Raw genomic sequence first — 12,813 nt, 5'->3', positions numbered from 1 at the left:
TTAGTTTTAGCGAATGGGTTTTCGCGATGGCATACGTTTTCAAACAATGTTCGCTGGTGTATTCGTCCGAAGGTATTCTCAGAGACGTAGACATCCTTGTACATCCTGACGGTAGAATCAACATTGGAGAAGAGCTTGCAGGGGAGGAAAAAGTACCTTGTAAGGGTCTTCTAGTGGTTCACGGTTTTGCAAATCTTCACACCCAGCTGACGCATTATTTCTATAAGCGGGAATTTCTCTCGAGACTTAATTGGTCGAGTCATCACGACGAGCCTCTACCAAAAGAGTCTGCAATCAGCTTAGCTGTCTTATCTCTTTACAACACACTCGAGACAGGGACCACTCTCATTGTAGACGCATCCTTATACGCGGAGGAGATTAGTGTTCATGCAGGAAAAATAGGACTAAACTATATCATCTCTGCGAGGTGGCCGAAGAAGGAGGTTTCAAAGGGAAAAGTTATCCTCATAGATAATTTTGATTCGATTGAGGAAGATTTAGAGGATCTGCGGGAATACCAGGAAAAGGCAAAGGCTTTCCTTATGATACACGTATCCAATAGCAAGGAGCAAGTATTCGGGTTTAAAAGAAGGAAAGGCAGATATCCTATTGAATACCTCTACATGAAGAACCTCCTAGGTTCGAGAACAATACTCATCTCCCCCGCTTGGCTCACAAGCTGGGAGTTAAGTTTACTCGCTGAGACTGAAACCCGCATCGTTCAAGCACCAATAGCTGGGCTCTACACAGGCGAGGGCCTGTTACCCCATGAACAGTTACGCAACCGGGGCGTCACACCAGCCCTCTGTAGCGAGTCGCCGAGTCTAGGGCTCACACTAGACATGCTTGAGCAGCTTAAAACTTATTACCTCTTCCAGCGGGGTTTCTTCGAAAATATTGATTACACGATATCTGATGCCTATCTGTCTGCGACTAGTGCGGGTTACAATACTTTAATGTTTGAGGGTGGAGAAATCAGAGATGGTGCAAAGGCTGACCTTCTATTTTATTCTCTCGAAGAATTGTCCTTACCGACATACCAGGATGCAAACCTACTTTTCTTTGGATTAAACACCAAGTCTCTTGAGTATGTCGTGGTCAATGGGCAGATTATATTCTCTCCTGAAAAGAAGCAGGAGATTCTCGCTGAAAAACGCAGACTTATAGAAAAACTGATGGATCAAGAAGTGTTAGGGTAAACATCACGCTTAAATCCTTGCATTTACCCCAAGTATCATAATGGCTTCTAAAAAAGTTGTAAAGCAAAGCGGTAAAGTCGAGGATTTTAATCCGCAAAAAATATATAATGCATGTATAGCTGCAGGCGCCCCTCCTGAGGTTGCCCACGAGATAACGAAGGAAGCTGAGGAGAAGATAAAGGATGGTGCCTCTACAAGCGAGATACGCCGCTTTGTTCTACTCAGGTTAAAGGAAATGGCTCCGCATGCTCATGACGCTTGGGTCTTCTACGACAGAATAATGAAAGGTAGGCTTACTATCGAGGATGGGAAAGCGGTTGTAGTCCAAAAGGGCCACCTTTACCTGGGGCGAGAAGTAAAAGACATAGGTCCCCCCGGCCTCTCTTCCGCTGAGGAGGTTAAGGGCATCCTGAAGGAGCTAGAGGATGACCTCGACTTCGGCATATCCAAGGCTACAATCAACGCGAGGCTATACGCCCTCTTCATGGGAGTTCTTAAATCCTCGAAGATGCCCAAAGAGGAGAAAGAGAAATCTATACAGCTCATAAATGAGTTTCGAGAAAAACTTGGATGGAAACCCTATGAGTTAAAGAAGCTCCTTTAGCCTAAAAACATTTTTTATTTATCTTCTTTTCATCATCAAATAACCTAAGGAATCAAAAACACTTTAAGATTTAGATTATTGCTTTTCTCAGGGCTAGGTGAGTACCATCGCAACTCACCCCTGGTGTGTTGAGGTTTGATAAGCCTTCCCTGCACGTTGCAAAGGTCATCCCTCTTTTCTCAGCTTCGACCTTGACGAGCTTCAGAATCTCGGCTCTATAACTTCTAGAAGCATAGATATATCCGTGAATTTTCTGACCCTTCTCGAGATAAAGCTCCTTTACCCTTGGGATGACTTCTGGGAACACCTTGGAAAGCCGTCCCAGATTATCGGGTTTAACCTTGTAAGTCGAGCTTACTATGTGATTTGCGCCAGCTAGCGATACGGCTTCGAGCACCTCTATGATGTTTTCAATGTCGTCGTTTAAACCCGGGATGAGAGGATCTAAGCGAACAACAACGGGAACACCCGCCTCCGTGAGACGCTCTATCGCATCCACTCTTCTCTTAGGCGGCGGAGCGCGAGGCTCGAGTAGTCTAGCAATGCCTGAGTCCAGAGTTGTCACTGTTATCGATACCAGTGACCTTGAACTTGAGAGTATGTCGACGTCTCGGGTTACGAGATCCGACTTCGTTACTATCTCAATAATGAAACGATCCTTTAGCATCTCGAGTAGGTGTCTCGTATACCTGTATTTTTCTTCTAAGGGCTGATAGGGATCACTGCTGCTCGAGATATTTATTATGGAGCCTTCTTTTATCTTCTCCAAGTCTCTCTGAACTCTTCTTAGAAAGTCTTCTTTTGGCCGTGGGTTAAAAAAGTCTTTAATGTATGAGGAGGCGTAACAGTAAAGGCATCCATGAAAGCAACCAGTGTAAGGATTTACGCTGTACTTGAAAGGACACGTGCAAAGGCTTGTCTTACGCCAAGGGTCAAAAGGCCTAACATACATGTTCTTTTTTTCACCGAAACTCCATATACTCGCTTGCCCTGGCAACACGAGTCGCAGACCTCGTTAGAGCCGGCAAAGCCGTCGCGCCGCCTACGACGAGCCCTCCAAGAAGTGCTAGGAAGCCCTCACCTACTAGATACGAGTAAAGCAAAGCGCCTGCTACGCCCATAACAACTGAAAGCAAGGCGTAAACAGCCAGGGAGATTCTTCCCCTCACTGTCTGGGGATACTCGGAGTGTATAACAATTCCACTAGCGCCGTCAACAATTGCTTGGTAACTCCTCCCATTATAGTTATATCCTAAAACCCAGATGGGATAGTGTATGAGTCCACGATTTTCAATTTTCTTCTCGATAATCTTAACTGAGTACAAGGTGTTGAAGCTCTCTGAAGCCTCTAGCCTCACCTTCGAGGTTACGAGTTGCTCTACTTTTTTCTGGGCAGCGTTACCGTCAAGAGCCGGATTTAAGTAAAGGCCCCTAGAAGTTATCTCTGGATTGAAGGGGAGTTTTCCGCGGACGGGGAAAGGATATTTGTTCAGGATTTCGTCAAGCCAGGTTCCAGAGGCGGGAATAGAAACAAGCCTGGTCTCTCTAATCTCGGAGGTTTGTTCGCCATACATGTTGCTATGCCCCCTAGCCTCAGCCGTGACATCGGCAAAGAAGAAGTAAACGGGTACCCAGTACAATTCCCTCTTATCTACAGTGAAACTCTTAGGGAGATCTATTGGAACCGCGTATTGTCGCGAGATGAACTTGACGAGCTTCTCAAAGGGATCCAACGTCTTACTTAAGGGGAAATAGTAATGGTTTTCCTCCTTAACCGTAAGTTCCCTGGCGTCGAAGACGGTGAAGCAGTAGGGACAAGTCACTCTCGAGGCGCTTAGAGGAACTTGAAACTCAGCTCCGCAGTGAGGACATCTAACAGTATGCTCTTTTGCCACGCTCATGCATTTTCCACCCTTGCTGAGGCCATTGCGCTCTTAGTTATCGTGTAGCCGGCTGTCGCTAAGAGTCCTAGGAATAGAAGGGATGTTTCAAAACCTGTAAGCGATGCGGTTGCCGCAAAAATAGGGCCGGAGAGAGAGGACAGGGCTAGGCCTAACGAAAAGCCTGCGATTCTCTCCAAAGAAGTTAAAGGTTCCGAGCGATAAAGACACGTCAAATCATACCCGTCAAATACCGCCAAATAAACAGAGTCGTGGGCCGTGTAGGAAATTGTCCAAACAGGAACGTAAAGAAGCACAGGCTCCTCAACCTTAACTATGCTTGCTGAGAAGAAGTCCAGTTGCTCTCCTCTACTCTTATACTCCTCTCTGAGCGAATCGATGAATTTGTCCGTAAGTATCCTAAGCGCTTCTTGCCTCCCAATTTCTACACCTAGAAATTCTAGCTTAATTTTTTCCCAGTCAAAGTCTTCACGTGTAGGTGAGATAGATTCAGCCTTTTTCACCGTGTAGCTTGCTAACGCATTAAGTACTGGTTCTGAGGGAATACGACGCCTGGCAGGCAGGAAAATCTTCCTTGAAATAGTGCGTTCCTCATGTTGGAGTACGCGACGAGTAATAACCCTGTTATTTCTCTCTTCTATCACTGTGGTATACCAGGAAGCCCTTACATTTGCCCTGATGATAGTAGTATACCATGCTGGAAAATATGCTCCTGAAATCTCTAATACCTCGATGTCTTCAATCTTTGAGAGCTGGGGATCCTTCTTCACGACCTCAATAAATTTATTCTCAACAACTTCCCTTGTCTTCGACGGTATTATACTAACATGTTCGCTTGAAAAGTCACCTCCAATAATGTTTGGATACCCACAGTAATCGCAAACGGCTATTAGAGACTCGGGATCAACCGAGAGAGGCGCCCCGCATCTCTTACAAGATAATGACTCCATCACAAGTTTATAAAGGGTTCTGCTTGATAAGTCTTCTCCGTAGTATCACTCCAAGAATCAGAATTATTTTTCCCATTACAGCCTTATAGTTCTTTACGTGATTTCGTAGAGCATCCACCCGGATGCTTTTGAGGGAACTTGAACCGCCTCATACATTGGCCTAAGATTGTATGGGTCCTCCCTAAAGGCTTCACCAAAAGGAGGTGTATACTCCTTTATCTCATCGATAAGGACTCCATAAAGTCTTAAGTCCTCTATCGAATCGGATTCTTTCAAGAATTTATAAAGATCCCATAACTCCCGTCCTTGAAGATATGTGAGGGCGTACACGTTCCCGTCGGATGCTGAAAAGGCTTCCCTTATATAAGGATGGTTTGTAAGCGCCCATGCCAGTTGATCCGCCATTCCATTCTTGACAGAAATTTCGAGAAAAACCCCGGGAATATTCAAAGAGGAAAACCTAGGGGTGACAGCATTAAATATGTGGAAAGGCCTTACATGTTGTAGGTAATGATAGCTTGCAACTTGTTGTTTTATTCCCATACTTCGGGCTATGCTGGACAGTTTAACAAATGGGTTCCTGGCGAGCTCAGCTATTATCCATAAATCGATGTGATCGGGTCTTTGTCTAATCGGGGGCTCAAACGAGGGTACTACCACTTTTTCAAAGTTTTCCCTTATATAATCTATGTCGAGATTAAGGTCGGCGTCTTTGAGTGTTAAACCGCGCGCAACGTCGGGTCTCCAAACAAATCTTCTCACAGGGGTTACAGTATCTGGGTCAACTTTCAATATATCAGCTACCTCATCTCTGCCTTCAGGGGGTCCCATGACGAGATAGAATGTTAAGGATCTACTTTTACTGACCAAAACAGGTATTTTTTCAATAATGAAGGGCACAAGTCTTATGTGTAGAATCGGGTCAAACTCTTTCCTCACTAAATACAACTGGTATCCGAGCCCTGAAAGATGAAAGAAGCCCCTTATAAGAAAGCTCCTCCTAATCCTCTCTAGAATATCTCGAACACTAGATGGGCTAATCCCTGAACTCCTCACAATATCTGTAAAATCCCTCGAGGTGGGGAGAGACTTCAGAACATCAAACTCTATCCGTTTTAATTTAATCACAGGTGCTCACTCGAGAGTAATGTTTTAGATAAAGGTAAATGTTTGCCTTACACACAAGGAGCCTCATACTTTTGGGCTTAATCAACAAGTATTCTTGACGCCTTGTGCCTCATGTGCTATCGAGGGATAAATCTTTTCGATGAGCGAGAATGGGGTGTATTTCCCATCTTCAAAGTATAGTCTCGGTAATGTGACGGCTATTATTTTAAAAGCATCGCTATTCTTCTTTTTGACCTCGTTGAGAAGCCTCAGAGTTTCCCGGGCATCCTCGACAATTTGTTTAGCGTCCTTCTTGTTTGTCCAGTCATAAAGCGCATAGAGGACTGCTCCAACAATTCTTCCTTCATCGAATTCCGGGAAAAGAGAATAAGGTTTAATCAACCTTGCAATTTCTACAACATACTCCACAAATGTTTCACCAGGACTTGTGAGGACAAACTTTTCCCCAGTAAGGGAAATAAGACCTCTCTGGATGAGACCCTCAACAATTATATATGGGGTGTCGAGGTGGAAGCCTATTCCTTGCTGGATTCCGCTCTTCGAAGCCCTTAATCCTTTTCTCTTGGAGATTCCTACTAATCTTTCAAGAATCAGGTTTAGAGCCTCTTCGAGAGATGGAGCTCTCGCATATTCCATAGTCATATCGTGTTTTACATCTAAATTGCTACTTAAGCTTGTCGTACGTTAGAGATACTCCTGCTCCCAGGTATTAAACGTTAGATTTCACTTTCACCATACTTGTAAGATATCTTTAAATATCTTACGCAAGAATTTCGAAATAGGTATCCTGAGAATGCCGAAGAAACTAAAGGAGAAGGAGGCAGAGGCAAGTGAAAACGAGAGTCTAGACGAGGAGCTCGAACGAGTAATTCTCGGAGAGGAAGAGTTTACAGGTGGGGCCGCCGAGGAAATTGAGGAAGGAGAGATTAGGCTTGAAGATCTCGAAGGGGTTGGTCGTATTACTGCTCAAAAACTTCGAGCAGCTGGGTACTACTCAGTGAAGGATCTTGCTTTCGCCTCTGCGCACGAGCTCGCGTTAATCCTAGGCTCCGAGGATCGAGCAATGGCTATTATCAGGGCTGCTCAAAGGCTGGTAAGCCGTGGCGAGGAGTTCATTACAGCTAAGGAGCTCTTCGAGAAAAGGAAAAATGTCGAATACATTAGTACCGGCGTCAAGGCTCTAGACGACTTGCTTGAGGGAGGAATAGAGGTTGGGAGTCTAACAGAATTCATAGGTGAGTTCGGCGCCGGTAAGACCCAGCTCTGCCACCAGCTCAGTGTGATGGTTCAGCTGCCAAAGGAGAAGGGAGGGCTCGGGGCTAGAGCACTCTACATAGACACTGAGGGAACCTTTAGGCCTGAGAGGGTTGTTCAAATAGCCAGGGCGAAAGGGGCCGACCCTGAGAAGGTCTTGGAGAACATAATCTATGCCAGAGCGTATAACAGCGATCACCAAATGCTCCTAGTGGATGAGGCCAAGAAGTATATCGAGAAGAACAACATCAGGCTGATCATAGTAGATAGCCTGATAAACCATTTCAGATCCGAGTACCCTGGCAGGGAGAACCTTGCCTCCCGTCAACAAAAACTAAACAGGCATATCAGCCAGCTCCACAAGCTAGCAAGCCTATACAATCTGGCCGTCGTCGTGACAAACCAGGTAATGGCTGCCCCAGACATATTCTTTGGAAACCCATTAAAGCCCGCGGGTGGAAACATAATGGCTCACGGCTTCACATACCGGATATGGTTTAGAAAAGCCAAGGAGGGCAAAAGGATCGCGAGGATAATAGACAGTCCAAAACACGCCGAGAAAGAAGCAGCCTTTGCGATCTCAGAGGATGGAGTGACAGACATCTAAAATGAAATAACGTCATAGCACACGATAGAATAGTGAAGTTTGAGATAGGCTCTCGACCATTAAATCCGCAAACAATAAAAACCCATGTATATGATTACCTTTCTAGGTGTAAACCTTGGGCGGCGGGAAAAAAAGACCAACAGTCTCCTCACTAGAGAAGAGGGCAAAGAAAGCGACGGAGGGGAAGAAAGAAGAAGGCGGTAAAAAACCTCAAATGAAGCTCTCAGGTACAACCGGAGAGCTTACCGAAGTATCCATGGATGCGCTCATAAAAGACATAAAAGGCCTGAAATACGTCACTCCATACGTGCTCGCTTCTCGTCTCGGCTTAAAGCTTAGCAGAGCTAAACGCGTCCTACGTGAACTCGAATCACGAGGCATACTGGTGGCCATCGACAAGAACAGTAGGGTTCCAATCTACGCCCCGCCAAGTAAAAAGTCCTAGATTATCTTACGAGAAGATATCGTAGAGAGGGGTTTGCGACTGGGTTTGCTTGTAAAGTTCTCGTAGTGCGTCCTTAGCGTTTATAACGTTGTTTTCCGAGACCTCAACCAACCCTAATCTAGCTAGCTCTACGATAATTTTCTCAGCTTTTTTAGGCTGTATGTTCTCATTGCTCATATCTATAAGGAATCGAAGTTTTCCAACACTCCAATATCTTCCAAGGTACCGTATAGCTTTTGCAAAGTCTTGGTCGCTAAGCAGATTACCTAGCTCCGGGTTGTCCGTTATTTCCCTTGTTAAAATAATGTCTTTCTTTATCGGCACACTCGCACTACTAGTTGATGTCTTTGCGGCGTCATTAGTTGCCTGAGTTTCTTTTCTAGGTGGTTGGCTCGCCTCCCCGGTACCCTCCTTTTGTTGAATATACGGCATTAGGGTTTGAGAAGAGTGTCTTCTAGGCCTTTGCTTTGTCTTTTGCTTATGCTGAGGAGGTTTAGTTATCCTGACCTCCTTTTTGGGACAGACTAACCGGGAAGGTATTTCGAGATTAATGTTGGTTTCAATTAGGAATTTTTCCCCCTCACCTTTAATTTCTCCTGTTTCTAAGAGGTCCTGGATTAGCAGGTATAGCGTGAATACTCCGACGTCATTCTCATTCGCCCAGGAAATTATCTCTTGAGCTGTAACCACCCCCTTGTTCTTAACAAGGTTTATCAGGGATTCCTTGAGCTTACTGTACTCCTCCACCTCTTTTTCGCATGTATTACCTGGATAGGAGTATAAAATTGTTTTTCCGTCCCTTGAACATGTTATTCCCCTAGTGAAAATTTTTTACAGCGAAATATCACTCCAATCTAGGCCTGTACTGTAATGAGGGAATTATCGCTGAGACAGATCGGGGATCTGCTGCCTAACAAGTTGATAGATGTATTGGAGAGTGAAGGCTATCGCAGCCTGAACTATATCCAGCTACAAGCGCTCAAGTTTAGAGCGTACTCAAATCTCTTAATCATAGCTCCGACTGGATCGGGAAAAACAGAGGCATCGATTCTACCCGTGCTCAGGGGGATTATAGAGGAAGGAGGACAGCCGATCTACGCTCTCTACGTCACTCCGTTGAGGGCCTTAAACCGTGACATATTTGTAAGGATGCGCAATATTTTTCTCTCAATAGGTTTTTCAGCCGAAATTCGTCATGGAGACACACCGATGCGTCAGCGTAGGAGGATAGCAGAGAGCCCACCACACCTCCTCATAACGACGCCTGAAACCCTCCAGTTTATCCTCGTCGACAAGAGGTTCAGAGAGCACCTTAAAAACACTCGTTGGGTCGTGGTGGATGAGCTTCACGAGCTGATAGATGACAAGAGAGGGGTTCAGCTCACGCTTGCCCTGGAAAGGCTTCGCCTACTATCCAAGCATTTGAAAGTAATAGGATTATCCGCGACGCTACGAGACCCCATGATCGCCCTGAACTTCATAAGCGGGGGGAGAGGAGGCGCGGTCATAGAGTGGGCAGAAAGAAAACAGTACAGGATAACATTAGCGGATATTCCGGAAAACGACAAGGCCCAGCATGAATATCTTCCACCAGAGCTGTACGCCCGTGTCAAGCTTCTAGTCGAAGAGGTCTCAAAGGGAGGCGTTATAATATTCACGAATACGCGTGATACTGCAGAGCTTATAGGTAGAATTCTTTCGCATGACTTCAACCTGAACATAAGGGTACACCACGGGAGCCTCTCACGTGAAGAAAGAGAGGAGGCAGAAGCTCTCTTTAAGGAGGGGAAGATAAAAGCGATTGTTGCGACTTCAAGTCTCGAGCTGGGAATAGACGTCGGTTACGCAAGGCTCGTCATACAATTCGGGTCCCCACGTCAATCCATAAAACTCGTGCAAAGGATTGGCAGGTCCAAGCACAGGTTAAACGAGGTTTCTCAAGGGTTGATAGTCCCCCTGGGCATAGAGGATGCTATCGAGTCAGCCGTACTAGCTAGGAGAGCTGTGAGCGGTATACTCGAGAGCCTAGACTTGTTCCACGAGCCGCTAGACGTACTTGCACACCAGATCGCAGGCTTACTCATAGATTATCGTGAGCTGTCACTTGAGAGGCTTTACGCAATAATCACAAGGGCCTACCCCTACCATGATCTGAACTTCTCTAAGCTTGTTGAACTACTAAGATTCCTGGATTCAATAGGGATTGTTCGACTATTGGACGATGTGGTAAGAATGGGTAGAAGGACGATAAGCTACTACTTTAACTCCGCCTCAATGATACCTGATAACCCATCGTTCGACGTGGAGGACATCGCGTCTAGGAGAAAGATCGGTCACCTAGACTACTCCTTCGCCTCGCTGATAGACAGGGGAAAAGTCATCATACTTGGCGGTCGAGCCTGGACCATAGAGGAGATCAGCATCGAGCGCAACAAAGTCTACGTAACCGAGCATACCGGTGACCTTGGCGAGCCTCCTGTTTGGACAGGACAAACCCTGCCCGTCGAGTGGCGTGCGGCTAGGGAGCTTGGAGCCCTGTACCGTAGGATTGCTGAGAGTATAGACCGGGAGGAGAGTATTAAACTCTATGAGTCGTACATGATACCTCCTAAGACGGCCGAGAAACTGGAGGAGATCGTAAGGAAGCAGCTTCAGTTAGGCTTCATGCCTTCCGACAGGAGTCTCGTCGTGGAGTTTACAAGGAAGAACGGTAAAACCCTTGCTGTCTATCATACTTTCCTTGGCACTAAGGGAAATAACCTCCTAGCATTGCTACTGGCCTTTGCCCTGAGAGGATTCTACGGTGTAACAGTAAGATACTACTCGGATCCCTATAGGATACTCATCTATGCAGACGCGGAACTAGGACCTGAAAAACTTCGCAATGCCTTGCTGGAGGGTATTGATTGGGCATTGGAGAGGGCTGAGGAGGCCATTAGGGAAAGTAACGCCTACATGCTAGAGCTACTCCAAGTCGCTACGCGGATGGGGGTCATAGATAAAAGCAAGGGTAGAATTGAGGCGGGCTACCTCTCTCTACTTAAGAGGAAACTAAAGGGCACACCTGTCGACAAGGAGGCCGTAGATTCCTCCCTTGTAGAATACTACAATGTGGATGTCGTTGCTAAACTAGTAGAGCAGATAAAAACTGGCGCCAAAAGGGTGACTGTCCATCAGGTTCAAGAACTAAGCCCATTGGCCCAGCTAATCTTCGAGAAGCCCTTTGTCAGGACAGGTATTCTAGCTTCGGGACTACCCATTACCGCAGTCCTCGATGCGGTATTGAAGAGGTTAGAGAACACACGTGTTCTACTCTACTGTTTACACTGTGGCGAGTGGACAAGCGAGCTCAGGGCGGGCGAGGCAAAAAGTATAAGGGAGTGTCCCAGGTGTGGCTCGCGAGCCATAGCAATTCTCAGGCCATATGACTCGGAAAACCTTCCGATCTTAAGGAAGTGGAGGAAAGGTGAGAAGCTTTCAAAGGAAGAGGAGAAATTCGTCGAGAAGGTCAGGCAGTCTGCATCTCTATTCATGTCTTACGGTTACCCAGCGGTACTCGCAATGGCGGGTCACGGTATAGGACCAACAACAGCGCGTAACATTCTATCGAAAAGCCGTGATATAGAAACCCTTGTAAAGAACATTTTGCAAGCGGAGGCCAACTATACGAGGACACGCCAATATTGGGAGGACTAGATACTCCTAGTTACGCTCACCGGTTTACCCTCTCTTAAGCTCTGCCAGCACGCCTCGGCGATTTCAACAACTCTAAGACCATCCAACCCCGTAATGGGGGGAGTCTTATCCTCCAAGACAGCTTTAACAAACGCCTGATCCTCGCGTACATACGCCTCATAAAAGCGAGACCAGAACCATTGCACTCCACGGAATAAAACCCCACTCTTTGTACCTAAGGCGAGGTTAGGGTCAACGCTATTACCGACGTAAATAGTTCCATCCGTTCCAAGAACCTCAGTCCTCAAGTCGTAGCCAAACACGCTTTTACGGCTACCGTGAAGAACCCCGTAGACGCCGTTTTCGAACTCGAAGCTTATGTTTACAAGGTCTAAGTCGCCCTTAGCCTTTATCTCATCATATAGGACAGCTGAGCCCATGACATGTAATCTTTTCACCTCGCTTCCGATAAGATAGCGCGCCATGTCAAAGTCATGGCTCAACATGTCCAGGAATATCCCGCCACTCAACTTCGGGTCCTGCGCCCAGCCTGGGGGAGCACCAGGATCCCTAGCAATATTAAGGAAGGCTACAGGTTTGCCTATAGAGCCCTCCCTAATCCTCTTCATAGCCTCCATGTAGGCATCGTCGAATCTTCTCATATAGCCTACCATCAGCTTCAAGCCATGCTTCTCCGCCTTCCTAACGACATTCACAGCCTCCTCGACAGTAACTGTGATCGGCTTCTCGGTAAACACGTGTTTCCCGGCCTCAAAGGCCTTAACAATCATGTCATGGTGCAGATATGTGGGTGTGGCCACGAAGACGGCCTCTACCTCCGGATCACTTAAAAGCTTGTCATAATCTGTGTAATACTTAACCTTAAACTTCTCGCCCGTCGTTCTAGCAAGTTTTTCAACAACATCTGTTACTGCAACGAGACGAGCCCCTTCAACCCTGTACGACAGTATCTCAGTATGAACGACACCGATACGACCCAGTCCTGCAACAGCAACACCGAGAGGTTTCACGTTATCACCGAGAAAGAGG

At 46.4% G+C, this 12,813-nt stretch carries 12 protein-coding genes; 5 read left to right on the top strand and 7 right to left on the bottom strand.

Annotated elements, in window-relative coordinates; genetic code table 11:
* Positions 1 to 26: 26 nt before the first annotated feature.
* On the top strand, positions 27 to 1,199 hold the full coding sequence (locus MA03_RS04690; RefSeq protein ID WP_052884167.1) for an amidohydrolase family protein: 1,173 nt from the start codon (positions 27 to 29) through the stop codon (positions 1,197 to 1,199).
* A gap of 40 nt (positions 1,200 to 1,239) precedes the next feature.
* Complete coding sequence (locus MA03_RS04685; RefSeq protein ID WP_052884166.1) at positions 1,240 to 1,803, top strand: ATP cone domain-containing protein; 564 nt, start codon at positions 1,240 to 1,242, stop codon at positions 1,801 to 1,803.
* A gap of 70 nt (positions 1,804 to 1,873) precedes the next feature.
* Here the strand turns inward: MA03_RS04685 and MA03_RS04680 are convergent, their stop codons facing one another.
* The 5 genes from MA03_RS04680 to MA03_RS04660 form a co-directional block, all read right to left on the bottom strand.
* Positions 1,874 to 2,755, bottom strand: coding sequence for an SPL family radical SAM protein (locus MA03_RS04680; protein ID WP_052884165.1), 882 nt, complete (start codon positions 2,753 to 2,755; stop codon positions 1,874 to 1,876).
* 10 nt (positions 2,756 to 2,765) lie between these two features.
* Positions 2,766 to 3,704, bottom strand: a complete 939-nt coding sequence (locus tag MA03_RS04675; protein WP_052884164.1) for a zinc ribbon domain-containing protein — start codon at positions 3,702 to 3,704, stop codon at positions 2,766 to 2,768.
* Complete coding sequence (locus MA03_RS04670; RefSeq protein ID WP_052884163.1) at positions 3,701 to 4,654, bottom strand: hypothetical protein; 954 nt, start codon at positions 4,652 to 4,654, stop codon at positions 3,701 to 3,703. The genes MA03_RS04675 and MA03_RS04670 overlap by 4 nt, the downstream gene beginning before the upstream one ends.
* Before the next feature lie 93 nt (positions 4,655 to 4,747).
* Positions 4,748 to 5,782 carry a hypothetical protein gene (locus MA03_RS04665; protein WP_052884162.1) on the bottom strand — a complete coding sequence of 345 codons (1,035 nt, stop codon included), beginning with the start codon at positions 5,780 to 5,782 and terminating at the stop codon, positions 4,748 to 4,750.
* Between the two features lie 81 nt (positions 5,783 to 5,863).
* Positions 5,864 to 6,418 carry a hypothetical protein gene (locus tag MA03_RS04660; RefSeq protein WP_052884161.1) on the bottom strand — a complete coding sequence of 185 codons (555 nt, stop codon included), beginning with the start codon at positions 6,416 to 6,418 and terminating at the stop codon, positions 5,864 to 5,866.
* A gap of 157 nt (positions 6,419 to 6,575) precedes the next feature.
* Here MA03_RS04660 and radA point away from each other — a divergent pair, with 157 nt between their 5' ends.
* Both radA and MA03_RS04650 read left to right on the top strand, forming a co-directional pair.
* Positions 6,576 to 7,643 (top strand): DNA repair and recombination protein RadA, encoded by a 1,068-nt coding sequence (gene radA, locus MA03_RS04655; RefSeq protein WP_191118414.1) that lies wholly within the window; start codon positions 6,576 to 6,578, stop codon positions 7,641 to 7,643.
* A 115-nt stretch (positions 7,644 to 7,758) separates the two neighbouring features.
* Positions 7,759 to 8,088, top strand: a complete 330-nt coding sequence (locus tag MA03_RS04650; RefSeq protein ID WP_052884160.1) for a 30S ribosomal protein S25e — start codon at positions 7,759 to 7,761, stop codon at positions 8,086 to 8,088.
* Positions 8,089 to 8,094: 6 nt separating this feature from the next.
* On the opposite strand, the gene MA03_RS04645 is transcribed toward MA03_RS04650, so the two are convergent.
* Complete coding sequence (locus tag MA03_RS04645; protein ID WP_052884159.1) at positions 8,095 to 8,835, bottom strand: hypothetical protein; 741 nt, start codon at positions 8,833 to 8,835, stop codon at positions 8,095 to 8,097.
* Positions 8,836 to 8,958: 123 nt separating this feature from the next.
* Here MA03_RS04645 and MA03_RS04640 point away from each other — a divergent pair, with 123 nt between their 5' ends.
* Positions 8,959 to 11,784: a DEAD/DEAH box helicase gene (locus MA03_RS04640; RefSeq protein WP_052884158.1), complete on the top strand. Its 2,826-nt coding sequence runs from the start codon at positions 8,959 to 8,961 to the stop codon at positions 11,782 to 11,784.
* Here MA03_RS04640 and MA03_RS04635 read toward each other — a convergent pair.
* Positions 11,781 to 12,794, bottom strand: coding sequence for a Gfo/Idh/MocA family oxidoreductase (locus MA03_RS04635; RefSeq protein ID WP_052884157.1), 1,014 nt, complete (start codon positions 12,792 to 12,794; stop codon positions 11,781 to 11,783). The genes MA03_RS04640 and MA03_RS04635 overlap by 4 nt on opposite strands.
* Between the last annotated feature and the right edge of the window lie 19 nt (positions 12,795 to 12,813).

This window comes from Thermofilum uzonense (genome assembly GCF_000993805.1).
GTDB classification, from domain to species: Archaea; Thermoproteota; Thermoprotei; order Thermofilales; family Thermofilaceae; genus Thermofilum; species Thermofilum uzonense.
This window is presented reverse-complemented; position numbering and strand designations above follow the sequence as displayed.

What these genes read in the sequence shown, in the direction of transcription:
- MA03_RS04690 (WP_052884167.1), top strand. Translation starts at nt 27, where the DNA reads ATGGCATACGTTTTCAAACAATGTTCGCTGGTGTATTCGTCCGAAGGT.
- MA03_RS04685 (WP_052884166.1), top strand. Translation starts at nt 1,240, where the DNA reads ATGGCTTCTAAAAAAGTTGTAAAGCAAAGCGGTAAAGTCGAGGATTTT.
- MA03_RS04680 (WP_052884165.1), bottom strand. Translation starts at nt 2,755, where the DNA reads ATGTATGTTAGGCCTTTTGACCCTTGGCGTAAGACAAGCCTTTGCACG.
- MA03_RS04675 (WP_052884164.1), bottom strand. Translation starts at nt 3,704, where the DNA reads ATGAGCGTGGCAAAAGAGCATACTGTTAGATGTCCTCACTGCGGAGCT.
- MA03_RS04670 (WP_052884163.1), bottom strand. Translation starts at nt 4,654, where the DNA reads ATGGAGTCATTATCTTGTAAGAGATGCGGGGCGCCTCTCTCGGTTGAT.
- MA03_RS04660 (WP_052884161.1), bottom strand. Translation starts at nt 6,418, where the DNA reads ATGGAATATGCGAGAGCTCCATCTCTCGAAGAGGCTCTAAACCTGATT.
- radA (WP_191118414.1), top strand. Translation starts at nt 6,576, where the DNA reads ATGCCGAAGAAACTAAAGGAGAAGGAGGCAGAGGCAAGTGAAAACGAG.
- MA03_RS04640 (WP_052884158.1), top strand. Translation starts at nt 8,959, where the DNA reads ATGAGGGAATTATCGCTGAGACAGATCGGGGATCTGCTGCCTAACAAG.